We start from the raw sequence: 23,664 nt of genomic DNA on the forward strand, positions 1-23,664 counted from the left end.
TTCACCCGCAGTCCAGGATGCTGTGCTCGCTGAGGTCGGCGGCGTAGCGCGCCACAGTGCGATAGTCCGCATCGTCGTGGAGGACCGTGAGTCCGTGGTGGGCAGCCGTCGCCGCGATCATGAGGTCGACCGCCGAAGCACTGCGGTGCTGCCCGCCGAGTGCCATCCGCCGCTGCACCGTGTCGATCCAGCGTCCCGCGTTCTTCGGCACCGAGACATCCGGGTAGAGCTCGGCGAACATCTCGGAGATCTCGTCGTACTCCCGGCCGTCCCGCGCGCTGTAGAGGAACTCGGCACGCTGCGGGTAGCACGACGCGATCGACCCTGCGTCGATCGCGTCGTACCAGGCGTTCTGGAGCTTCGGCTCGCGCAGCACTCGAACCAGGGCGGAGGTGTCGAGGAGATAGATCACCGAGCATCCTTCTCGGCCTGGTGCAGCCGCTCGGCGTGCTCAACCGCTCCCCAGTCCCGGGCACGCTCGAAATGCCTGCTGATGCGAGCCGCGCGTTCCTGCTGTTCCGCGTAGAAGCGCAGCGCGAGGTTGACGGCATCCTTCTTGGTTCGCACTCCGGCAAGGGCCATCGCGCGCTCCAGCGCCTCTTCGTCGATGTCGATCTGCGTCACGGACACCCGGCACCTCCGATCGATGTTGGTGATGTACATAGCATTGTATCTCGCCAACATCGATCGGGCGGAGTGGTTTCAGGCCGGTCACACCCGCCGCAGGGTGAAGGTGTCCGTCGGGTGGCCGGCGTCGGCCTCCGTCAGACCGCCGGAGAGCTGGTAGAGGCCGCCGGCCGGGCCGTTGGTGACGGCGGTGGGGGTGGGGTCGGCGGAGGGGTGGACGGCGGTGAGGCGGGCGGTGCGCCAGTGGTCGTCGGAGCTGAGCTCCACCTCGGCGTCGCGGCCGGCGCCGTAGAAGAGGTTGGTGACGCCGGCCAGGGTGCCGTTCGAGCGGGCGAGGATGCCGTCGAGGTGGAGCAGGGCGCCGCCGTCGGCGATCTCGACCCGGCGCAGGGCGGCCGGGTCCCGCAGCGGGAGCCGCCAGAGGGTGCCGTCGTTCCACTTGCCGAGCAGGAGGCGGCCGTCCTGGTAGGCGATGCCGTTGAGGCCGTAGGAGCCGGCGGGGGCGGCGAGGCGGTCGTCGCGCAGCAGGACGGAGCCGGTGCCGTCGGGGGCGACCCGGTAGACGTACGGGGCGAAGGAGTCGGTGACGTAGGCGGTGCCGTCGGGGGCGACGGCGATGTCGTTGGCGAGGTGACCGCCGCCGTCTCCGGCGACGGCGGCGAGGTCGGTGTAGAAGAGGCGGCGGCCGGTGTCCAGGTCGTAGGCGGCGATGCCGGCGACCCGGCCGAGGGTGGCGGGGCCGGTGCGCTCGCCGATGCCGTTGTCGAGGTTGGTGACCAGGACGCGGCGGTGGACCGGGTCGATCCGCAGGCCGGCGATCTCGATCAGGGTGTCGGGGTCGTCGATCAGGGTGCGGACGCTGCCGTCGGGGGCGACGGCGGAGACGGTGCCGTGCCGCAGCGAGCCGACCAGGAAGCGGTGGTGGGCGGCGTCCCAGACGGCGGTCTCGGGCACCAGGCTGGGCGCGTGGCCGGCGATCACGGCCGGGACCGGGCCGTGGGCGGCCGCGGCGGCGGGTAGCGTACCGGCGGTACCGAGGAGGGTGGCGGCCGCGAGGGCGACCAGGGCGCGGCGGACAGTACGGTTCTGACGGTTCATCACGAGTCCCTTGCGCATGCGGTGCGTTGTCGTGATCAAGCCTCGCTCGACCGCCGGGGACGCAGCAGTGCGTGGGGATACTGGTAGTTCGACCACCAGGAAGGGCGGGGGACATGAACGAGGTGGAGGAGCGCCGCGCGGAGCTTTCGAGCTTCCTGCGCACCCGGCGGGCCCGGCTGACGCCGCAGGACGTGGGGCTGGCGCCGGGGGTTCGGCGGCGCACGCCGGGGCTGCGGCGGGAGGAGTTGGCGCTGCTGGCCGGGGTGGGGGTGACCTGGTACACGTGGCTGGAGCAGGGGCGGGACATCCACCCGTCCCCGGAGGTGCTGGCGAGCCTGGCCCGGACACTGCGGCTGGACCGGGCGGAGACGGCGTACCTGTTCCGGCTGGCGAGCAGCCACCCGCTGGACGGCGAGGTGACCGCGGCCGCCGAGGTCCCGGCGGCGCTGCTGCGGCTGATGCACGCCCAGTGGCCGTCGCCGGCCTGGGTGATGGACGCCAACTGGGATGTGCGGGCCTGGAATCCGGGCGCGGACGCGCTGTTCGGGCTGTCCGCCCGGCCGCCGCAGGAGCGCAACCTGGCCTGGGTGGTGTTCGGCAACCCGCTGCACCGGCGGCGGGTGGAGCACTGGGAGGAGCACGCCCGCCGTTTCCTGGCCCAGCTGCGCTCCGCCTACGCCGAGCGCGGCGGGGAGGCGACGGCGGTGGGCCGCCGGCTGGGCCGGATGATCCAGCAGGTGCGCAGCGAGCACCCGGAGGCGGAGCGCTGGCTGGACGAGCACCAGGTCGCGGAGCGTACGGGTGCCGAGAAGGTGGTGCGCCACGAGGAGTTGGGCGAGCTGCGGATCGACCAGCACGTGCTGCTGGCCGCCGAGGGGCTGCAGTTGATCGTGATGGCGCCGCGCGATCCGGAGACGTCGGAGCGGCTGCGGAGGCTGGCACCCGCCGCCGCGGCCGTGACCACCTGACGCCGCGAAGGGCCCGGGGCCCCTCACCGCGAAGGGCCCGGGGCCCCTCACCGCGAGGGGCCCCGACGACAACCGTCAGTCGGCCTTGCGCCGCTGGCGCCCGGTCCCGTAGTTGGAGCCGGACTTGGAGCCGCTGCCGGGCTTGGCCCGACCCGAGGAGCGTCCGATGAAGCCGGCGGCCTGGGGCCGCTCGCCCTGGCCGGCCGCGCCGAGGCGCTGCTTGGGGCGCGGGCGGCGCGGGTTGCCGTTCATGTCGACGTCGGTGGGCAGCCCGGAGCGCTTGGCGGGGCGGCGGCGCGGGGTCGCGGCCTTGCCGTCGGCCGGCTTCTCCGCCGCCGACTTGTCCGCGACGGCCGCGGCGGCCGGGACGGCCAGGGGGACCGGGACGCCGCTGGGCGTACGGGCGCCGGTGATCCGGGCCAGGTCGGCGTCGCCGGGGCGGACCTTGGTGACGGTGGGGCGGATCCCGGCGACCGTCATCAGCCGGTTGACCTCGCGGCGCTGCTCGGGCAGCACGAGGGTGACGACCGTGCCGGACTCGCCGGCCCGGGCGGTGCGGCCGCCGCGGTGCAGGTAGTCCTTGTGGTCGATCGGCGGGTCGACGTTGACGACCAGGTCGAGGCCGTCGATGTGGATGCCGCGGGCGGCCACGTTGGTGGCGATCAGCGCGCTGACCTCACCGTCGCGGAACTGGTCGAGGACCCGGTTGCGCTGCGGCTGGGACTTGCCGCCGTGCAGGGCGGCGGCCTGGACGCCGCTGGCGCGCAGCTGCTTGGCGAGCCGGTCGGCGCCGTGCTTGGTGTGCACGAACATGATCACGCGCCCGTCGCGGGAGGCGATGTGGGCGGTGGTGGAGGCCTTGTCGGCCGGCTCGAGCTGCAGGACGTGGTGGTCCATGGTGGTGACCGCGCCGGCCGAGGGGTCGACCGAGTGGGTGACCGGGTCGTTCAGGAAGCGCTTGACCAGCCGGTCGACGTTGCGGTCCAGGGTGGCGGAGAAGAGCATCCGCTGCCCGTTCTCGGCGACCTGCTCCAGCAGCTTGCTGACCTGCGGCAGGAAGCCCATGTCGGCCATCTGGTCGGCCTCGTCGAGAACGGTGATCGCGACGTCGGAGAGGTTGACGTCGCCGCGCCCGATCAGGTCGTCCAGTCGGCCGGGGGTGGCGACCAGGACCTCGGTGCCGCGGCGCACCGCGTTGGCCTGCCGCCCGATCCCCATACCGCCGACGACGGTGGTGATCCGCAGGTTGACGGCGTTGGCGTAGGGGGTGAGCGCCTCGGTGACCTGCTGGGCGAGCTCACGGGTGGGCACCAGGACGAGCGCCAGCGGGTGCCGGGCGTCGGCTCGGCGGCCGGCGGTGCGGGCGAGCAGCGGCAGGCCGAAGGCCAGGGTCTTGCCGGAGCCGGTGCGGCCGCGGCCGAGCACGTCGCGGCCGGCGATCGAGTCGGGCAGGGTGGCGGCCTGGATCGGGAACGGCTCGGTGACGCCCTCGCGGGTGAGCGCGGTGAGGATCGCCTTGGGCAGGTCGAGCTCGGCGAAGGTGGCCGCCGGGGGCCGGGCCGGGGTGCCCTCGACGACGGTGAAGTCGGCGGGCTCGGCGGCGGTGGTGCGGGCGTTCTTGAGAGTGCCGGCCTTGGGGGCACCGGCGCGGCTGCGCGGCTTGCGGGGGCGCTCTGCGCTCTCCCCGCTGCGGCGCGGGCGGTCGGTGCGGCGGCCCTGGTCGGCCGGGCGGTGCTGGTCGCCGGTGCGGGAGCCGCGGTCGCGCGGCGGGCGGGCAGGGGTGGTCATGGGGTCTCCGTCCATCGGTCCGCAGCCCGGGGTGCGGGCTGGTCGGCCGTCGGATTGGAGTGCGCCGCCCCGGCCGTTCGGCGGCATGAACGAGGGCCCGCACCGTCGAGCGGTGCGGGCCCCCGCTTCACGAGATCACAGGATCGCGCGTCAGCGTGGTGACTGACGTCAGCCGATGACCTGGATGTTCTCGCCCTGCGGGCCCTTCTGGCCCTGGGTCACGTCGAACTCGACGCGCTGACCCTCGACGAGCTCACGGAAGCCCTGGGCCTGGATGTTCGAGTAGTGGGCGAACACGTCCGGGCCGCCGCCGTCCTGCTCGATGAAGCCGAAGCCCTTTTCGCTGTTGAACCACTTCACGGTGCCGGTAGCCATAACCGTCTCCTCCTATTGGGGCATCAGGGATTCACACCTCGTGAATCCCGGAGTAGCCGCGATCCCCATCCGGAGACTGAAACACCGGACAAAACAAATGCGCCTGTTGGTTGGGACCATCAGGCGCACACAAGCGTTCATGGGAACCAAAACTGCAACTGCTTCGACTGTAGCACGGCGACACCCCGATTGACCGGGCACTTTTCTGCCCGACAGATCACGTTTGCCGCCCCCGGGAAACGGGGAGCGGCGCCCCGCCGGAGCGGGGCGCCGCCTGCCGTTCAGCCCGTGTTCAGGCCGTGGCCGGGTGCCGGGTTCAGCGCCGACCGGCCGGCTCCGGCACGCCGTGGGCGTCGGCCAGCGGGGCCGGGCCGTGGCCGGGGCGGGCGTCGCCGCCGTGGCCGGGCCACCAGGCCTTGTTGCCGATCAACGCGGTGAGCGCCGGGGTGAAGAACATCGCCATCACGAAGGCCGCCAGCACGATGCCGAAGGCCATCGCGAAGCCGAACTCCATCATGAAGGTGTTGCCCGCGAGCATGAAGGTCGCGAACGAGGCCGCCAGGATGAAGCCGGCCGCCGCGACGGTCGGGCCGCCGTGGCGCAGCGCCTCGCGGGCCGCCTCGCGCGGGGAGCGGCCCGCGCGGGCCTCCTCGCGCAGGCGGGCGATGATCAGGATGTTGTAGTCGGTCCCGATCGCCACCACGAAGAGGTAGATCAGGATCGGCATCATGAACATCAGGCCGGTCTCGTGGCCGATCTTCTGGAAGAGCAGCGTGGTGGCGCCGAGGGTGGCGCCGAAGCCGAGGCCGACCGAGGCCATCAGGTACCAGGGGGCGACCACGCTGCGCAGCTGGAGCGCCAGGATGAGCAGGATGAGCAGCCCGGCGATCGGGAAGACCAGCTTGTAGTCGTGGGTCATCGCCAGGTTGATGTCCTTGAACACCGAGCTGAGGCCGCCGACCTTGGCCTCGGTGCCGGCCGGGGCCTGGCCGTGGGCGACCTCGCGCAGCTCGGTGACGGTGTCGATGGCCTCGTTGCTGGCCGGCTCGTCCTTGAGCATCACGGTGAACTGGGCCGTGGTGCCGTCGTCGCTGATGGTCTTGTTCTGGCCCGCGGGAGAGGGCGGGAACACCTGGGCGACGCCGGCGACGCCATGGAGCTTGTCCGCGTAGGCCTGGAAGGAGGCCGGGTCGAGCTTCTTGCCGTCGGTGCTGCTCAGGAAGACCTGGCTGGGAGAGGCCGCGCCCTTGGAGAAGGCGGTGGACATCTTGTCCTGGACGACCATCGACTCCTTCTCCTTCGGCATCGAGCTGCCGGCCATGTCGAACAGGCCGTTGTAGCCCAGGGCGCCGAAGGCCAGGGCGACCAGCACGCCGCCGGAGGCGACGGCGGTGAGCGCCGGGCGCTTCTGGACGACCCGGCCGAGCGCGGTGAAGCGCGCGTCGCTGGGCTCGCGCATCCACTTCTTGCCGGGCCAGAAGACGCCGCGGGCCGGGATGACGGCGAGCAGCGCCGGGGCCAGGGTGACGGAGGCGAGGGCGGTGACGACGACCGCGATGGCCAGCGCCGGGCCGAGGGCCTGGAACATGCCGAGGCTGGAGAGGATCAGCGCGGCGAAGGCGATGGTGACGGCGCCGGCCGCGGAGGCGATCGCCTCGCCGACCCGGCCGACGGCGCTGACGACGGCGTCCTTGCGCTCCTCACCGGCCCGCAGCCGCTCGCGGTAGCGGAAGGCGAGGAAGAGGAAGTAGTCGGTGCCGACACCGAGCACGACGACGATGAGGATCGGCGTGAGGATCGCCGTGCTCTTGAGGTCGAAGGCCTTGGTGGCGTAGTTGATCAGTCCCATGGAGGTGGGCAGGGCGATGATCAGCGAGACCAGGATCGGCAGCAGGCCGGCCAGGACGCTGCGGAAGATGATGCCGACGATCACGATGACCAGCAGCAGGGTGGCCATCGTGATGATGCCCTCGGTGTCGTTGGAGGACTCCTTCTGGTCCAGGGCCTGGCCGGCGGAGCCGCCCAGCTGGAACTTCAGGTCGGTGCCGGCGGCCAGTTCCTTGCCGTCGTCGCGGAGCGCCTTGGCGACGTCCACGATCACGTTCGGGTCCTGCTGCTTGTCCTTGGCGATGGCGACCGTACCCATCGCGTACTTGTGGTCCTGCGAGTAGCCCAGCTTCTCGACCGGCGGGTTGACCGTCTCGACCCCGTCGATCTTCTTGGCCATCAGGTCCTGGGTCAGCTTGCCCATGGCCTTGGTGTCGGCGTCGGTGAGCGCGGCGCCGTCGTTGCGCTCGAAGAGGATGAGGGCGTCGGGCGTGAAGGCGGCCGGGAAGGCCCGTGCCTGCACCTCTGCGGCCTGGATGGACTCGTAGTGCTTGGGCAGGAACGACGCCTCGTCCGTCTGGGAGCTCACCTTGGGCGAGGAGATGAAGATGGCGACCATTGCGACGAGCCACGCGGCGATCACCCACCAAGCGCGGCGTACGGCGAATTGTCCTAGTCGGTGGAACATGCTCGATGCCTCCTGGGCATGGTTCACCGCAGCCCTTGGGGGACGGGACGCTGGGCAACGGTAAGGACCGGCACGGGAAGCGCGCGAGGCAGCTCCCTTGCCGGTCGGCAGGTAAGTGAATGTGGGCGCCATCCTACGAGTACGCGCTTGCCGCCCGGCAAGGAGCCCCCGTGTTCCAACCCCCGTACGGGGCCGCCCCGAACCGGCCCCGACCCAGTTTCTCCCAGGCGGACCCCGGTTGACCTCGTGCTCCGGGTGGAGACACCTCCCCCTCAGGGTGGAGTCTGCCCCCTACCTCCGAGGAGGAGGCGTCAGGGTCGCGGGGTAGGGAAAACCCCACCCCGCCCCCGAGGCGAGCACCAGGGCGCGCTCACCCGCCAGCCGGATTACCGCTCAACCCCCGCTTCCCTACTGTCGGTTGTGACGCCGGCGCGGTACCCGGCGGACACATTCCCGGCGGTCGGGGCGATCGGGCCACCGCCGCTCACCTCGGCGACCCACCGCCGCTCTCCCAGGGGGGACCTCCCGTGAAAACCAGACTCGGCACGGCTGCCGCGATGGGCGCCTGGAGCGCCCGACACAGAAAGACCGCCGTCTTCGGCTGGCTGCTCTTCGTCGTCCTGGCCGCCGTGCTCGGCGGCGTCCACGGCAGCACCGAGGTGACCGAGTCCGAGTCGATGCCCGGCCAGGTCTCCCGCGCCGCGAAGATCCTCGACGAGGCCGGGCTGAAGAGCCCCGCGAGCGAGACCGTCCTGGTCCAGAGCACCACCCGCAGCGCCGACGATCCGGACTTCAAGGCCGTCGTCTCCCAGGTGGTCGCCGCCGTCGACGGCACCGGCAAGGCCGCCGAGGTCCGCTCCCCCTACGACACCAAGGCGGTCTCCCGGGACGGCCACTCCGTCCTGGTCCTGCTCACCCTCAAGGGCGACCGGGAGGAGGCCGTCGACGGCGTCCAGTCCGTCATGGACGCGGTCGCCGGGGTGCAGCGGCAGCACCCGGACCTCACCGTGGTCGAGCTGGGCGACGCCAGCTCCGGCAAGTGGATCCAGGACCAGTTCAAGAACGACTTCGCCCGCGCCGAGTGGACGGCCGTGCCGCTGGCACTCGGCATCCTGCTGATCGCCTTCGGCGCGCTGGTCGCCGCCGTCCTGCCGGTGGTGCTCGCGCTGACCGCCTTCGTCGCGGCCGGCGGGCTGGTCGCGCTCAGCAGCGGCCTGCTGCACACCAGCAACGACGCCAGCTCGGTGATGCTGCTGGTCGGCCTCGCCGTCGGCGTCGACTACTGCCTCTTCTACCTGCGCCGCGAGCGCGAGGAGCGGGCCGCCGGACGCGACGCGGCCACCGCGCTGACGGTGGCCGCCGCCACCAGCGGCCGGGCCGTGCTGGTCTCCGGCGTCACCGTGGTGGTCGCCATGGCCGGCATGTTCCTCACCGGGATCGCCGACTTCCGGGCGATGGCCTACGCCACCATCGTGGTCGTGATCACCGCCGTGCTGGGCTCACTCACCGTGCTGCCCGCACTGCTCTCCATGCTCGGCGACCGGGTCGAGAAGGGCCGGCTGCCCTTCCTCGCCAAGCTCCGCCGCCCCGACGCCGTCCGCACCGGCGGGCGGTTCTGGAACGCCGTGCTCACCCCGGTGCTGGGCCGCCCGCTGGCCTCCACCGTGCTCGCCGGGGCCGTGCTGCTGGGCCTGGCCGCACCGCTGCTCACCATGCACACCGCCAACCTGACCTTCCAGCAGCAGCTGCCCGAGGGCAACGAGTTGGTCGCCGCCTCACAGAAGATCGAGGCCGCCTTCCCCGGCAGCCCGGCCCCCGCCACCGTGGTGGTCAAGGCCGCCGACATCTCCTCCCCCGCGATGACCGCCGCGATCGCCGACCTCAAGGCCAGGGCCCTGGCCAGCGGGCGGATGCACGGCCCGATCGGGGTCACGGTGCACGCCGACCGGAACGTCGCCACCGTCGACATCCCGCTCAACGGCACCGGCAACGACGCCACCAGCAACGACGCACTGAAGACCCTGCGCGAGGACCTGGTGCCCGCGACCGTCCTCACGGTGCCCGGCACCGAGGCCCCGGTCACCGGCCGCACCGCCGGGTCGTACGACTTCAACGCCAAGATGACCGGCTCGATGCCGCTGGTCTTCGGCTTCGTCGTCGCCTTCGCCTTCCTGCTGATGCTCACCTCCTTCCGCTCACTCGCGATCGCCGTCACCGCCGTCGTGCTCAACCTGCTCTCGGTGGGCGCCGCGTACGGGGTGCTGACCCTGGTCTTCCAGCACGGCGTGGGCGCCTCGCTCCTGGGCACCGCCGGGGTCGGCGCGGTGGAGTCCTGGGTGCCGCTGTTCCTCTTCGTGATCCTCTTCGGGCTCTCGATGGACTACCACGTCTTCGTGGTCTCCCGGATCAAGGAGGGCCGGGACCGCGGCCTGCCGACCCGGGCCGCGATCGCCCACGGCATCCGTTCCACGGCCGGGGTGGTCACCAGCGCCGCGGTGATCATGGTGGCGGTGTTCGCGGTCTTCGGCACCCTGTCCATGCAGGCGATGAAGCAGATGGGCGTGGGCCTGGCGGTCGCGGTGCTGATCGACGCCACGGTGATCCGCGCGGTGCTGCTGCCCTCGGTGATGAGCCTGCTCGGCGAACACAACTGGTACCTGCCGCGCTGGCTGGGCTGGCTGCCGAACCTCTCGCACGGCGAGTCCGTCCCGCCGGTCGGCGCCGGGCGCGCCCCGCAGGAGCGGCCGACCACGCCGGCCGACGGCCCCGGGCACCGCCGGGTCGAGGTCTGAGGCCTCTCCGTTCACACCGACGCCGGGTCCCGCAGCGCGCGGGGCCCGGCCTCCGTGCGTCATGATGATCACCGTCCGGGGCCCTCCGGATGACCGCCGGCGGAACGGAGCCCAGCCATGATCCCCTTCGACGAGGGCCGCGCCAGGCTGCTGCTCGCCCACGCCTGCGAGTCCGCCGGACTGCCCGGCCCCGGCGGTGCCCGGCTGCTCGCGCTCGGTGAGAACGCCGTCTTCGACCTCGGCGACCCGGCCGTGGTCGCCAAGGTCGGCCGCGGTCCCGAGCTGTACGACCGGGCGCACCGCGAGCTGACCGTCGCGCACTGGCTGGCCGGCCGGGGCGTCCCGGTGGTCCGCCCGTACCGGGAGGTGGCGCCCGAGCCGCAGCTCGCCCACGGGCACCCGGTCACCTTCTGGCACCGGCTCGCCCCCGCCGTCCGCCCGGCCCGCCCGGCCGACCTCGCCCCGCTGCTGCGCGCCCTGCACCGGCTGCCGCTGCCGCCCTTCCCGCTCGGGCGGCGCGACCTGCTGGAGCCGGTCGAGCGCTGGCTGGCCTCCGCCGAGGGCCACGTCGACCCCGAGGACGTCGCCTTCCTGCGGCACCGCCGGGACGCCTTCGAGGCCGCCCTGCCCGACCTCGCCCCGCGGCTGCACGCCGGGATGATCCACGGCGACGCGCTGCCGCGCAACGTCCACGTCGGCCCGGACGGGCCGGTGCTGCTCGACCTGGAGAACGTCTCGCACGACCTGCGCGAGCACGACCTGGTGGTCCTCGCGCTCAGCCACGACCGGTACGGCGTGCCGGGCGAGGAGTACCGGGCGTTCACCGAGGCGTACGGCTGGGACGTGCGCGACTGGCCCGGATTCGCGGTGCTGCGCGGGGCCCGGGAGACCGCCAGCGCCTCCTGGGTGGCGCAGCAGGCGGCCAGTAACCCGGCCGCGCTGGCGGAGTTCCGGCGCCGGGTGGACTCGCTGCGCGAGGGGGCCGCCGAGGTGCGGTGGTACCCGTTCTGACGGTGCGGAGATACCTCGACTGAGGGGCGGGCGCCAAGCCGGGCGAGTGTGAGAAGGCTCTTAAGCCGGATCGGTCCGGCGCGCAACCTGGGCACGTACGATCGGCGTCCTATCGGACAGTCATCCTGACCGAGGAATCGGCCCCCATCCCGTACCTCAGGAGCCGCCGCGTGCCCGCGACCGCCACCCGTCGCCCGTCCCTCCCGACCCGCCCGACCCGTGGCCGCCGCCAGCTGATCGCGGGCTGCGTCGCGGTGGCCGCCCTCCTGGGCCTGTCCGCGTGCGGCACCGCCAGCGGAGCCCTGCAGTCGCCGAGCGCCAACGCGCCGTCGCCGGCCGGCGGCCAGTCCGCGGGCGTCGCCTCGCCGCAGCAGCCGACCGGGACGGCGGCGACCACCATCGCGCCCACCTCGGACTCGGACGCCGCCGGCGGCACCGGCTCGGCGGTCCCACCGGTCTCCGGGAAGCCGAAGAGCCCGAAGTCGCCCACCGGGAGCCCCACGCCCGACGCGACCGCCCCCGTCACGGCCACCCCCGTCACGGCCACCCCGGCCGCGCCGCCCGCGCACGCCGGGGCCGGCACGGTGATCGGCTCCACCGCCTCCGGCGGCCGTACCGTCGCGCTCACCTTCGACGACGGCCCCGGCCCGGCAACCCCCCAGATCCTCGACCTGCTCGCCCAGTACCACGTCAAGGCCACCTTCTGCGAGGTCGGCCAGAACGCCGCCGCCAACCCGGCCATGGTCAAGCGGGTGCTCGCCGAGGGGCACCGGCTCTGCGACCACAGCGTCCACCACCCGCAGCCGTTCGCGAAGCTCCCGCACGACAAGGCGGTGTACGAGGTCACCGCCGCCCGCGACATGATCGTCCAGGCCGGCGGGCCGGGCACCCAGGTCACCTGGTTCCGCGCCCCCGGCGGCGGCTTCAACGCGGACAACGAGCACATCACCGCGGGCCTGGGGATGTCCTCGCTCGCCTGGTCCGTCGACCCGCGCGACTGGTCCCGCCCGGGCGTGCCCGCGATCGTCTCCACCGTGCAGAGCCAGCTCAAGCCCGGCGGCGTGATCCTGATGCACGACGGCGGCGGCGACCGCAGCCAGACCGTGGCCGCGCTCAAGCAGCTGCTGCCGTGGCTGATCGCGCAGGGGTACACCTTCGACTTCCCCGCCGTATAAGGCAGTTGGGGCTACCCCGCGAAAGGTGGGCCCCGCCGCCCGACGGACCGCACGTGTTCGTCCGCCCGGCGGGCACGACGCATCCGGCGGGGCTGGGTCCGCAGTAGCGGTCAGGCCACGTGCAGCCGGTAGACCTGGCGGGAGCCGCCCTCGGGCCCGGGGGCGGCGGGCTCGGCCGGGGTGAAGCCCAGCCGCTCGTAGAACACCCGGGCGCCGCTGGTCACCGCGCCGGGGTGGTCCGGCCCGAAGGTCACCACCTCGACGGTGGCCGGGGCGCGGACGTGCCGGCGCAGCGCGTCCTCGACGAGGGCGCGGCCGACGCCGGTGCCCCGGGCGCGCTCGGCGACCACCAGCCAGTGCAGGTGGTGCAGCGGGGGCCGGTCGCCGAACAGCAGGCCGCCGAGCACACCTCGGCCGTCCTCGGCGACCGTGGCCAGGCCCCGGTCGATGCTCCTGCCCACCGCCCGGTGGAAGCCGGGCTCGGCCACCATCGGGCCGAACCAGTGCTCGACCTCGGCGGCCAGGGCGAGGAAGCCCGGCAGGTCGCCGGGGCGGGCGAGGCGTACGGTCATCCGGCCGCGTCCGGCAGATCCGTCGATCTGGACGGCCAGCGCGAGTCGACCACGGCCAGCGGGTCCTTGCCGCGGCGCAGCCAGGCCTGCAGCCCCTCGGCCCACTCGCGGTACCAGTCGATCTGCCGCCGGTGCAGCTCGGCCGGCGCGACCTCCCCCACCTCGGTCGGATAGCGCCCGGCCAGCGCGACGGCCACCCGTACGGCGGCCAGCGCGTCGCTGCCCGCCTCGTGAGCGTCCGTCAGCTCCACCCCGTACACCTCGCACACCCGTTGCAGGGTGCGCGAGCCCTTGCGGTACTTGTCCACGGCCCGGTCGATCACCAGCGCGTCCAGCACCGGCCCGACCGGCCCGCCCAGGCGCTCCGCCAGCGTCGCCAGCCCGTGCCGGCGCAGTTCCGCGTCCAGCAGCGACAGGTCGAAGGGCGCGTTGAACGCCACCACCGGCCGCCCGGCCGCGATCCGCTCGCAGAGCGCCGCGGCTATCTCCTCCACCGCCTCCTTGGCCGGCCGCCCCTTGCCGCGGGCCAGCTCGTCCCCGATCCCGTGGATCGCCTCCGCCTCGGCGGGAATCGGCATCCCGGGATCGAGCAGCCAGTTGACGGCCTCCACTCGCACGGCGCCGACCGTGTCCACGAGCGCGGCCGTGACGATGCGGTCCACGGCCGGGTCGGTGCCCGTGGTCTCCAGGTCGAAGCCGACCAGTGGCTGCTGCCACCAGCTCATCAGGTGTGTCCTTTCGTCCAACCGCTCGAAACAGCCCCTATCATCACCCGCCCCACCGACAACCCGGCCTACCGGGGAGTCGGCCCGGCTGCTCAGCCGCGGCCGGGAGGGGGGACGCAGGCCGGTGGCCGACGGCGCCCCGGCCGGTACGACTCCCCCCTTCCGACGGCAGGTTGGGAGTGTCCGTCGACGGCTGCGAACCACCCGTGGCAGCCGGGCCCGCCCGGACGGGGGCGGCCCCGGCGCGCTCGGGAGCGTGCCGGGGCCGAACGGTCCTCCCGGACGATGACCGGCCGGGCCTAGCGCGCCGCCGCCGGCCCGGCCAGGGCGAGCCTGCTGGGCAGCAGGCTGGCCGTGACGGCGAGCACCAGGCAGACGCCCGCGCCCGCGCCGAGCGGCAGCCAGGGCAGGTCGAGCCCGACGCTCGTCTGCCCGGCCAGGATGCGGTGGTTGAGCAGCGCCGTGGTGCCGTACTGGGTGAGCGCGGTGACGGCGAGGGCGAGCGCGGCGGCCGTGGCGACGACCAGGACGGCCTCCAGCGCGACCATCTGCAGCACCTGACGGCGCACCGTCCCGGCCAGCCGCAGCACCGTGAAGTCGCAGCGGCGGTCGGCGGTGCTCATCACCATGGTGTTGACGATGGCGATGAGCGCGTAGAGCAGGGCCGGGCCGAGGATGGTGGTGGTCGCGATCCAGGCGTAGTGGGCGTTCGGGTCGGGCCCGGGGGCGTGGGCGTCGGTGAGCACGCCGCCGAGCCGGTCGGCGGGTTCGGCGCTCAGGTGGACGGCCCCGGGGCGGGCGCCGGGCAGGTGGGCGGAGACGGCCTCGCCGCTGAGCAGGACCTCGTCCAGGCCGAGTTGGGTGCGGTAGACCAGGGCGAGCCGCAGGCTGGTGACGGTGCCGTCGGCCAGCCGCAGGTTGACCTGGTCGCCGAGCTTCCAGCCGTGGCCGCGGACCTGGTCGGTGGAGGCGGCGAGGGTGGCGCCGCGCAGTTCGGCGGCGCTGCCCTCGACGGCGGGCAGGGTCCAGGCGGCGGCGAGGTCGCCGTCGACGACGGTGGCGGCGGACGGCACGCCGGCGGCCGAGTCCTCGCCGTGGTCGTCGAAGGCGGGCCGGTCGGCGCCCAGGCCCATGACCACGGTGGAGGTGGTGGCGGTGGCGTGCAGTCCGGGCGTGCCGGCGGTGAGCCGGTGGACGGCGTCGGCGGGCAGCGGCGCGGCGCCGGGGCGCAGCACGTACCGCGCGGCCGCGGTGGCCTTGCCCTGGGCGGTCATGGCGTCGGCGAAGGCGGCGGTGGAGCCGACCACGGTGCCGGTGAGCGCGATGGTGAGGAAGGCCGGGGTCGCGGTGGAGACGGTGCGGCGCACGGCGGTGAGCGCGTTCTGCCGGGCCAGCAGCGGGGCGGCGGCGGTCAGGCGAGCCAGCGGCGCGCTGAGCAGCCGGACCAGCGGCGGGACGACGACCGGCGCGAACAGGGCGAGCGCGGTGATGGTGAGCAGGTCGGCGCCGAGCACCCACTGGGAGGCGAGCTGCGGGTCGTCCGGCTGGTCGCCGGGGGCGGGCGGCATGGTGGACGCCGACAGGTAGTAGCCGACGTTGCCGGCCAGGGCGAGCAGCCCGAGCAGGGCGAAGGTCCAGCGCGGCTTGGTCATGACCCTGTGGTCGACGGCCGCGTCGCCGAGCGCTTCCACGGCGCGCACCCGTCCGGCCCGCAGCGCGGCCGTGACGGCGCCGAGCAGGGCGACCAGCAGGCCGACGGCGGCGGCCAGCAGCATCGGGCCGACGGCGGGCCGCGCGGTGAACCCTTCGGGCGCGGCGCCGCGGTCCACCAGCCAGGCGGCCAGCGCGGGTGCGCCGGGCAGCGACAGCAGGCAGCCGCTGACGGCCGAGACGAGGGCGACGACGGCGGCCTCGCCGGTGATCAGCCAGACGATCTGCCGGGGCGTGGCGCCGACGGCGCGCAGCATCGCGATCTCCTGGCGGCGCTGGGCGACGGCGAAGGCGAAGGTGCCGACGACGACGAAGACCGCGACGAAGGCGGCCATCGCGGAGGTGAACTGGAGAACCTTGTGCAGCGAGGGCGCCCCGAGCGGGGAGTCGTCCCCGGCGGTCTCGCCCAGCAGGCTGCCGGTGGTGGCGACCAGGGTGACGCCGAGGGTGAGGGCGACGTACGAGCCGGCGAAGGCGGCTTTCCGGCGGCGCAGGCTGGCGGCGGCGACGGGCAGGAGGGTGCCGAGCGAGGTCATGCGACCGTCTCCAGCGCGGTCATCCGCTCGGCGACCTGCTGGGCGGTGGGGTGGGGGATGTCGTCGACGATCCGGCCGTCGGCGAGGAGGAGCACGCGGTCGGCGTAGGAGGCGGCGACCGGGTCGTGGGTGACCATGACGGTGCTCTGGCCCTCACGGTCCACCAGGTCGCGCAGCAGGGCGAGCACGTCGCGGCTGCTGGAGCTGTCCAGGGCGCCGGTCGGCTCGTCGGCGAACAGCATCCGGGGCCGGGTGATCAGGGCGCGGGCGATGGCGACGCGCTGCTGCTGGCCGCCGGAGAGCTGGGAGGGCAGGTGGCCGGCGCGCTCGCCGAGGCCGACCTGGGTGAGCGCGCGGTGCACCTCGGCGCGGTCGGGGCGGCGTCCGGCCAGGCGCAGCGGCAGGCCGACGTTCTGCTCCGCGGTGAGCGAGCCGACCAGGTTGAACGCCTGGAAGACGAAGCCGAGTTGCTGTCGGCGGAGGACCGTCAGCTGGGTCTCGTTCAGCCCGGCGAGGTCGGTCCCGTCCAGGGTGACCCGGCCGCTGTCGGGCCGGTCGAGGCCGGCGCCGCACTGCAGCAGCGTGCTCTTGCCGGAGCCGGAGGGCCCCATGACCGCGGTGAAGGTGCCGCGGTCGAAGGCGACGTCCACCCCCCTGAGCGCCCGTACGGCCTCCGGCCCGGCTCCGTAGGTGCGGTGTACGTCTTCGAGGCGCAGTACGGCCCCGCTCTCCCCCGTGATCTCCACGGGGGCTACACCTACCATGATCGAAGTCGCACAGGCCAGCTGACTTGGGTGAATCGTTACTGCACCAGGTGATCCTCCGTCAGGCGGCGGGCCCGGCGAGGACATCGGCGTCCGGGCCGGTACCCGCGGGCGGCGCCGGCTCCCGGAGCATGAAGACGTCGATCGGGTCCTCGTGGACGACGGTGAAGCCGTGCCGCTCGTACAGCCGCCGGGCGGCGCCGCCCTGGAGGACGACGAGGCGCATCGGTTCCCCGGCGGCGTCGGCGTCGGCGAGGAGGTGGCGCAGCACGGCGGTGCCGAGGCCGCGGCCCTGGAGGTGCGGGGCCAGGTAGAACAGCTCCAGGTGGCGCCCGCCCTGCTCGTCGGGGCGGATCGTGGCGCAGCCGGCGAAGGCCCCCTCGACCAGCAGCACCGAGGTGTACCGGGTGGAGAAGGACTTCCGCACGCGTTCCCGGGACCGGTCCGGGTCCCAGCGGCCGAGGCGTTCCAGGTCGGCGCGCATGACCTGGGCCTTGAGCTCGACGACGGGTTCGAGGTCTGCGGGGCCTGCGGGTTCCAGGGTCCAGGCGGGGAGGCTGTTCACGCCGCGCAGTCTTCCAGCGTCCACACCGCCCTGACCAGCGGCCCCCTCATCCCTGAAGAACACTGCTCAGGATACGGACCGGGAGTCCGCCCAGACCCCTTCGAACTCCTCGCGGTAGACCTCCAGCAGCCCCGGCTCGGTGCCGCCCGGCTGCTGGCCGGCGCCGCCGCGCAGGATCAGGGCCGGGGACTCCATGCCCCGGGAGCGGCGCAGGTAGGGCTGGATGACACCGAGGTCCCGGCTCTGCCGGCGGCCGCCGACCTGGCCGGTCGGGCGGGGGCCCTCGACGAGGTAGGCGGTGAAGCGCGGGGTCTCGTCGAAGACCCGGATCTCGAAGCCGCCCTGGTCTCGCAGCCGGGCCCGGACCCGGCGCACATGCATGATGTTCATCTCGATCGAGCGGGACAACTCGCTGCGGGAGAGCCCGAGTTCGCGTTCGCGGCGGCGCACCGCGCTGCTCGCCGGATTGAGGAAGAGCAGCCGGACCCGGCAGCCCTCGCCGGCGAGGCGCACCAGGCGCTTGCCGGTGTAGTTCTGGCAGAGCATGCCGAGGCCGATGCCGAGCGCGTCGAGCCGCCGGGCGCCGTCGAGCAGGTCCTCCACCGGCAGGTCGCGCTGCAGCCGGACCCGGTCGGCGTGCACCGCGACCACGTCCGCGTACCGCCCGGCGACCAGGGACTCCACCACGTCGGCGGGCACCCCGCCCGCGCCGCCGTCCAGGACGGCGAGCAGCCGGGCGGCGGCGCGCTCGGTCTGGGCCAACACGGTCTGGGTGAGCACCCGGTTGCGGGAGACCACGTGCCGGGCCACCTCCAGCTCGTCCAGGGCGAGTTCGATCTCGCGCCGGTCGGCGAGGTACGGCTCGAAGCAGGGCCAGTGCTGGACCATCAGCTCGCGCAGCTGGGGCAGGGTGAGGAAGACCAGCGGGTCGTCGTCGGCCGGGTCGAGCAGGTAGCCCTTGCGGCGGCTGACCTCGCGTACGGCGCCGGCCCGGTGCGCCCACTCCTCGCCGGCCGGTCCGGCGGCGGCGGTGACCCAGTCCTCGCCGTGGGCGGGGGCGTAGATGGGGTGCAGCACCTCGTCGACCAGGGAGCGCAGCCGCTGTTCGACCAGGTTGAGCCAGACGTAGGCGCGGCCGGACAGCCGCACCCGCTGGTAGGCGTCCTCCCACTCGCCGGCCGACCAGGCGAGCGCGGGGACCTCGACCGGGCCGCCCTGCGCGGGCACCAGGGCGCGGCCGGTCAGGGTGGGGCGCATAACCATCGTGGGCGCCTCGCTGCGGGCACCGCCCCGGTCGGGGCCGTCGGGCCCGGGGCCACGGCCGCCGGCGGGGAACACCATGCGCCACCTCATCTGGTTGCTGCGGCCGACCCCCGCGGGCGCGGGGACCGTTGACGGACTGTCGATAGTCCGCCGGGGCGGCCGGACGATCAAGGGTACTGCCCGCCGCGAGCCGCCCGCAGCCGGTTGCCCGAGGGCCCCTCCCGTACCGCCGGCCCCTTCTCTTCACAAGATCGGCCGCCGGACACCCGTTCGGGCGAACCCCGGCGCTATCTCCCGGCCGCCGGGGGAGGGCTCGGGGAGTATGCGGGCTGTGCGTTGCGTCACGGCGCGCGAGCGTCGCACATGCCCGGCCGCCCGGCCGGGAAGAGAGCGTCCGGGTCCGGGCAGATTTTCGGACTATAAGTCAGTTTTGGTCGGCAGCAAGGAAGTTGATGACTCATGCAGGTCTGGCCCGGTAAGCCCTACCCCCTCGGCGCCACCTACGACGGGGCCGGCACCAACTTCGCGGTGTTCTCGGAGAGCGCCGACCGGATCGAGCTGTGCCTGATCGACGAGGACGGCTCGGAGACCGCCGTCGAACTGCGCGAGACGGACGCCTTCGTCCGCCACGCCTACCTCCCGGGCGTCCAGCCCGGCCAGCGCTACGGCTTCCGCGTGCACGGGCCGTACAACCCGGGCCTCGGCCAGCGGCACAACAGCGCCAAACTCCTGCTGGACCCGTACGCCAAAGCGATGAGCGGGCACATCGACTGGGACGAGTCGGTCTACGGCTACCACTTCGGCGCCCCCGAGCGCCGCAATGACCTCGACTCCGCCCCGCACACCATGCACTCGGTGGTGATCAACCCGTACTTCGACTGGGGCACCGACCACCCGCCGCGCACGGACTACCACCGCACCGTCATCTACGAGGCCCACGTCAAGGGCCTCACCCAGCTGCACCCGGGCATCCCCGAGGAGATCCGCGGCACCTACGCGGGGCTGGCCCACCCGGCGGTGATCGAGCACCTGGCCAAGCTCGGCGTCACCGCGATCGAGCTGATGCCGGTGCACCAGTTCGTCCGCGACCACCGGCTGCGCGACCTCGGCCTGTCGAACTACTGGGGCTACAACACGATCGGCTTCTTCGCCCCGCACTCCTCCTACTCCTCCACCGGCGACCGCGGCCACCAGGTGCAGGAGTTCAAGTCCATGGTCAAGGCGCTGCACGCGGCCGGGATCGAGGTCATCCTCGACGTCGTCTACAACCACACCGCCGAGGGCAACCACCTCGGGCCGACGCTGTCGCTGCGCGGCCTGGACAACGTCTCCTACTACCGCCTCGCCCGGGACCAGCGCTTCTACGAGGACACCACCGGCACCGGCAACAGCCTGCTGATGCGCAGCCCGCACGTGCTCCAGCTGATCATGGACTCGCTGCGCTACTGGGTCACCGAGATGCACGTGGACGGCTTCCGCTTCGACCTCGCCGCCACCCTGGCCCGGCAGTTCCACGAGGTCGACCGGCTCTCCTCCTTCTTCGACCTGGTCCAGCAGGACCCGGTGGTCTCCCAGGCCAAGCTGATCGCCGAGCCCTGGGACCTCGGCGAGGGCGGCTACCAGGTCGGCAACTTCCCGCCGCTGTGGACGGAGTGGAACGGCATGTACCGGGACACCGTGCGCGACCTGTGGCGCGGCGAGAACGCGGCCCTCGCCGAGTTCGGCTCCCGGCTCACCGGCTCCTCCGACCTCTACCAGGACGACGGCCGCCGCCCGATCGCCTCCATCAACTTCGTGACCTGCCACGACGGCTTCACCCTGCGCGACCTGGTCTCGTACAACGAGAAGCACAACCAGGCCAACGGCGAGGACAACCGGGACGGCGAGTCCTTCAACCGCTCCTGGAACTGCGGCGTCGAGGGCCCCAGCACCGACCCGGCCGTCGAGGACCTGCGCGCCCGCCAGCAGCGCAACCTGATCGCCACCCTGATGCTCTCCCAGGGCGTGCCGATGCTCTCCCACGGCGACGAACTCGGCCGCACCCAGCTGGGCAACAACAACACCTACTGCCAGGACAACGAGCTCACCTGGGTGCACTGGCCCGAGGACGACGGGCCGCAGTCGCGGCTGCTGGAGTTCACCCAGGGGATGATCTGGCTGCGGCGCGACCACCCGGTGTTCCGGCGGCGGCGGTTCTTCCACGGGCGGCCGGTGTCCGCCTCCGGCGGGTACGACGACCTCACCGACATCGCCTGGTTCACCCCGGGCGGGGAGGAGATGACCAAGCGCAACTGGGGCGCCAGCTACGCCAAGTCCCTGACCGTGTTCCTGAACGGCTACGCCATCTCCGAACCGGACCGGCGCGGCGGGCGGATCGTCGACGACTCCTTCCTGCTGATGTTCAACGCCCACTTCGAACCGCTGGAGTTCACCGTGCCCGCCGACCACGGGCAGGAGTGGCAGGTCGTGGTCGACACCGCGCAGCCCCGGCTGCCCGCCCCGGGCACGGGGGCGAGAGTCAAGGCCGGGGACGTCCTCTGGCTCACCGACCGCTCGCTGATGGTGCTGCAGCGGCCGGCTTAGGGCCTGCCCCGGCGGACTCGCGGGCCCGGTGAGATCCGCCGGGGCAGGCCCCGGGTCCTGCCCCGGCGTCGCCCCTCAGGCGGGGGTTCGACGACGAGCCCCCGGGGGCTCGCGCTCACCTGTTCGGGCCAGCAGCGGGTCTTGGCGGCGGGCCGGGCCGGGTACCTATGGACACATGACCTCCGCCGCCGAGCCCACGCAGCCCCGCCCGGCCGCCACCGTCCCCACGTCCTCGTACCGTCTCCAGCTCCAGCCCGGCTTCACCCTGCGTGACGCCACCGCCGCCGTGCCCTACCTGGCCGCCCTCGGCGTCTCCCACCTGCACCTGTCCCCGCTGCTGCAGGCCGCCCCCGGCTCCACCCACGGCTACGACACCGTCGACCACACCCGGATCAGCGAGCAGCTCGGCGGCGAGCCGGCGCTGCGCGCCCTGGCCGCCGAGGCGCACCGGCACGGGCTGCGGCTGATCGCCGACGTGGTGCCCAACCACATGGCCGTGCCCGTCCCCGAGCGGCTCAACGGGCCGCTCTGGCAGGTGCTGCGGGACGGGCCCGACTCGCCGTACGCCCGCTGGTTCGACATCGACTGGACGGCCCTGCCCGGCCCCGCCGACGCCCCCGAGCGCGGACGGGTGCTGCTGCCGCTGCTGGGCGACCGGCTCGGCGCCGTGCTGGACCGGCTGACGGTGGACGGCGAAGTGCTGCGCTACCACGAACACGAGCTGCCGCTGCGGCCGGGCACCTCGGGGCTCCCGTTGCCCGAACTGCTGGCCCGGCAGTGGTACCGGCTCGCCTGGTGGCGGCTGGCCCGCACCGAGGTCAACTACCGGCGCTTCTTCACCGTCAACGAGCTGATCGCCGTCCGGGTCGAGGAGCCCGAGGTGTTCGCCGCCACCCACGCGGTGCTGCTGCGGCTGCACGCCGACGGGATCCTGGACGGCTTCCGGATCGACCACCCGGACGGGCTCGCCGATCCACACGGCTACCTGCGCCGCCTGGCCGAGGCCACCGGCGGCGCGTACACCGTGGTCGAGAAGATCCTCACCGGTGAGGAGCGGCTGCCCGAGGACTGGCCGGTGGCCGGCACCACCGGCTACGACGCGCTGCGCCGGATCGACGGCGTGCTCACCGACCACGCGGGCGCCTGCCTGCTGGCCGGGGCGTACGAGTCCTTCCTGCACGGCGGTCCGATCCGCGACCTGTGCCAGGACCCCCACCCGGCGGTCGCCGCCGCCCGGCGCGGACGGGCCGACATGACCGGGCCGGGCGGCGAGCTGGCCGCCGAGGTCGAGCGGCTGGTGCGGATCGCGCTGCGGGTCGGCGCCGCCGAACCCGCGCACACCGACCACGCGCCCTGGCAGCTGCGCGCGGCACTGCGGCGGCTGCTCACCGACTACCCGGTGTACCGGCCGTACGCGCGGCCCGGGGAGCCCGCCGTCGACGACCCGCTGCAGACGGCCGGCGCCGACGACCCGACCGAGCGCCTGGTGGCCGCGCTGGCCCTCGGCGAGCTGGGACGCGGCCCGGACAAGGACGAGTTCTGCGCGCGCTTCGCGCAGACCGCCGCCGCGGTGGCCGCCAAGGGCGTCGAGGACACCGCCTTCTACCGCTGGAACGCACTGCCCGGCCTCAACGAGGTCGGCGGCGAGCCCGCCCGGCCCGGGCTGCATCCGGCCGAGTTCCACGACTGGTGCCAGTACCTGGAGCGCACCTGGCCGCACAGCATGACCGTGCTCTCCACCCACGACACCAAGCGCAGCGCCGACGCCCGGGCCCGGCTCGCCGTACTCGCCGAGCAGCCCGCGGCCTGGGCCGCCGAGGCCGCCGCCTGGTCCACCGCCGCCGGGCCCGGCTTCGACCGCGATGCCGACTGGCTGCTCTGGCACACCCTGGTCGCCGCCTGGCCGATCGACCCGGACCGGCTGGTCGCCGCCCTGCTCAAGGCCGCCCGCGAGGCCAAGCTGCACACCTCCTGGACCGCCCCCGACCCGCACTACGAACAGGCGCTGGAGGAGCGGGCCCGCGCCGTCTACCGCAACCCCGGGCTGCTCCCCCGGATCGAGGGCCGGGTGCACGCGCTCGCCCCGTACGCCCGCGCCAACACCCTGGCCGCCGCACTGCTGCACCTGACCGTCCCGGGCGTCCCCGACCTCTACCAGGGCAGCGAGGAGCCGCTCTACACCCTGGTGGACCCGGACAACCGGGGCGTGGTCGACCTCGGCGCGCTCGCCGTGCGGCTCACCGACTCGGCCACCGCGCGCCCCGGCGACCTCGCCCGGGAGAAGCTGCACCTGACCACCACCGCCCTGCACCTGCGCCGCTCCCGCCCGCTCGGCGCCTACCGCCCGCTGACCGCCGTCGACCTCTCCAGCGACCACCTGCTCGCCTTCGCCCGCGGCGAGGACGTGGTCACCGCCGTCACCCGGCTGCCGTACGGGCTGGCGCGGGCGGGCGGCTGGCGGGACACCGTCCTGGAACTGCCCGCGGGCGGGGACTGGACGGACGAGCTGACGCTGCGCGGCTTCCCCGCCGGAGCGGTGCCGGTGGCGGAGCTGCTGGCGACCTACCCGGTGGCACTGCTGACGAGGAGGGGCTGAG

18 protein-coding genes are annotated in these 23,664 nt (G+C 73.6%); 6 read left to right on the top strand and 12 right to left on the bottom strand.

The window, feature by feature from the left end; genetic code table 11:
• Window position 1 precedes the first annotated feature (1 nt).
• The 3 genes from ACH4E7_RS16865 to ACH4E7_RS16875 all read right to left on the bottom strand — a co-directional run bounded on the left by ACH4E7_RS16865 (window position 2) and on the right by ACH4E7_RS16875 (window position 1,743).
• Entirely contained in the window at window positions 2–412 is a 411-nt protein-coding gene (locus tag ACH4E7_RS16865) for a PIN domain-containing protein (RefSeq protein WP_396249812.1), read from the bottom strand.
• Window positions 409–630 (bottom strand): type II toxin-antitoxin system VapB family antitoxin, encoded by a 222-nt coding sequence (locus ACH4E7_RS16870; protein ID WP_396249884.1) that lies wholly within the window; start codon window positions 628–630, stop codon window positions 409–411. The genes ACH4E7_RS16865 and ACH4E7_RS16870 overlap by 4 nt, the downstream gene beginning before the upstream one ends.
• 81 nt (window positions 631–711) lie before the next feature.
• Window positions 712–1,743 carry a hypothetical protein gene (locus tag ACH4E7_RS16875; protein ID WP_396249813.1) on the bottom strand — a complete coding sequence of 344 codons (1,032 nt, stop codon included), beginning with the start codon at window positions 1,741–1,743 and terminating at the stop codon, window positions 712–714.
• 95 nt (window positions 1,744–1,838) lie between these two features.
• On the opposite strand from ACH4E7_RS16875, the gene ACH4E7_RS16880 reads away from it, so the two are divergent.
• On the top strand, window positions 1,839–2,693 hold the full coding sequence (locus ACH4E7_RS16880; RefSeq protein ID WP_396249814.1) for a helix-turn-helix transcriptional regulator: 855 nt from the start codon (window positions 1,839–1,841) through the stop codon (window positions 2,691–2,693).
• Window positions 2,694–2,768: 75 nt separating this feature from the next.
• Here the strand turns inward: ACH4E7_RS16880 and ACH4E7_RS16885 are convergent, their stop codons facing one another.
• From ACH4E7_RS16885 to ACH4E7_RS16895, 3 genes are all read right to left on the bottom strand, one after another.
• On the bottom strand, window positions 2,769–4,481 hold the full coding sequence (locus tag ACH4E7_RS16885; RefSeq protein WP_396249815.1) for a DEAD/DEAH box helicase: 1,713 nt from the start codon (window positions 4,479–4,481) through the stop codon (window positions 2,769–2,771).
• A 168-nt stretch (window positions 4,482–4,649) separates the two neighbouring features.
• Window positions 4,650–4,856, bottom strand: a complete 207-nt coding sequence (locus ACH4E7_RS16890; RefSeq protein WP_207816199.1) for a cold-shock protein — start codon at window positions 4,854–4,856, stop codon at window positions 4,650–4,652.
• A 316-nt stretch (window positions 4,857–5,172) separates the two neighbouring features.
• On the bottom strand, window positions 5,173–7,371 hold the full coding sequence (locus tag ACH4E7_RS16895) for an MMPL family transporter (protein ID WP_396249816.1): 2,199 nt from the start codon (window positions 7,369–7,371) through the stop codon (window positions 5,173–5,175).
• 557 nt (window positions 7,372–7,928) lie between these two features.
• Here ACH4E7_RS16895 and ACH4E7_RS16900 point away from each other — a divergent pair.
• From ACH4E7_RS16900 to ACH4E7_RS16910, 3 genes are all read left to right on the top strand, one after another.
• Window positions 7,929–10,163, top strand: coding sequence for an MMPL family transporter (locus tag ACH4E7_RS16900; protein ID WP_396249885.1), 2,235 nt, complete (start codon window positions 7,929–7,931; stop codon window positions 10,161–10,163).
• Between the two features lie 117 nt (window positions 10,164–10,280).
• Window positions 10,281–11,174 carry a phosphotransferase enzyme family protein gene (locus tag ACH4E7_RS16905; protein ID WP_396249817.1) on the top strand — a complete coding sequence of 298 codons (894 nt, stop codon included), beginning with the start codon at window positions 10,281–10,283 and terminating at the stop codon, window positions 11,172–11,174.
• Window positions 11,175–11,344: 170 nt separating this feature from the next.
• Window positions 11,345–12,349, top strand: a complete 1,005-nt coding sequence (locus ACH4E7_RS16910) for a polysaccharide deacetylase family protein (RefSeq protein ID WP_396249818.1) — start codon at window positions 11,345–11,347, stop codon at window positions 12,347–12,349.
• A gap of 110 nt (window positions 12,350–12,459) precedes the next feature.
• On the opposite strand, the gene ACH4E7_RS16915 is transcribed toward ACH4E7_RS16910, so the two are convergent.
• The 6 genes from ACH4E7_RS16915 to ACH4E7_RS16940 all read right to left on the bottom strand — a co-directional run bounded on the left by ACH4E7_RS16915 (window position 12,460) and on the right by ACH4E7_RS16940 (window position 18,562).
• On the bottom strand, window positions 12,460–12,921 hold the full coding sequence (locus tag ACH4E7_RS16915) for a GNAT family N-acetyltransferase (protein ID WP_396249819.1): 462 nt from the start codon (window positions 12,919–12,921) through the stop codon (window positions 12,460–12,462).
• The gene (locus ACH4E7_RS16920; RefSeq protein ID WP_396249820.1) at window positions 12,918–13,646 is read right to left on the bottom strand and encodes an exonuclease domain-containing protein; all 729 of its coding nucleotides are present in this window, start codon (window positions 13,644–13,646) and stop codon (window positions 12,918–12,920) included. Before ACH4E7_RS16920 ends, ACH4E7_RS16915 begins: the two co-directional genes overlap by 4 nt.
• 299 nt (window positions 13,647–13,945) lie before the next feature.
• Window positions 13,946–15,892, bottom strand: a complete 1,947-nt coding sequence (locus ACH4E7_RS16925) for an FtsX-like permease family protein (protein WP_396249821.1) — start codon at window positions 15,890–15,892, stop codon at window positions 13,946–13,948.
• Window positions 15,889–16,656, bottom strand: a complete 768-nt coding sequence (locus tag ACH4E7_RS16930) for an ABC transporter ATP-binding protein (RefSeq protein ID WP_396249822.1) — start codon at window positions 16,654–16,656, stop codon at window positions 15,889–15,891. The genes ACH4E7_RS16925 and ACH4E7_RS16930 overlap by 4 nt, the downstream gene beginning before the upstream one ends.
• A 61-nt stretch (window positions 16,657–16,717) precedes the next feature.
• Entirely contained in the window at window positions 16,718–17,221 is a 504-nt protein-coding gene (locus ACH4E7_RS16935) for a GNAT family N-acetyltransferase (RefSeq protein ID WP_396249823.1), read from the bottom strand.
• A 66-nt stretch (window positions 17,222–17,287) separates the two neighbouring features.
• Window positions 17,288–18,562: an SAV2148 family HEPN domain-containing protein gene (locus tag ACH4E7_RS16940; RefSeq protein ID WP_396249824.1), complete on the bottom strand. Its 1,275-nt coding sequence runs from the start codon at window positions 18,560–18,562 to the stop codon at window positions 17,288–17,290.
• Window positions 18,563–18,943: 381 nt separating this feature from the next.
• Here ACH4E7_RS16940 and glgX point away from each other — a divergent pair, with 381 nt between their 5' ends.
• Window positions 18,944–21,067: a glycogen debranching protein GlgX gene (glgX, locus tag ACH4E7_RS16945; RefSeq protein WP_396249825.1), complete on the top strand. Its 2,124-nt coding sequence runs from the start codon at window positions 18,944–18,946 to the stop codon at window positions 21,065–21,067.
• Between the two features lie 175 nt (window positions 21,068–21,242).
• A complete protein-coding gene (gene treY / locus ACH4E7_RS16950) occupies window positions 21,243–23,663 on the top strand; it encodes a malto-oligosyltrehalose synthase (RefSeq protein WP_396249826.1) in 2,421 nt (806 codons plus the stop codon).
• Window position 23,664: the final 1 nt, after the last annotated feature.

The sequence above is a fragment of the Kitasatospora sp. NPDC018058 genome (genome assembly GCF_044327205.1).
Taxonomy (GTDB): Bacteria; Actinomycetota; Actinomycetes; order Streptomycetales; family Streptomycetaceae; genus Kitasatospora.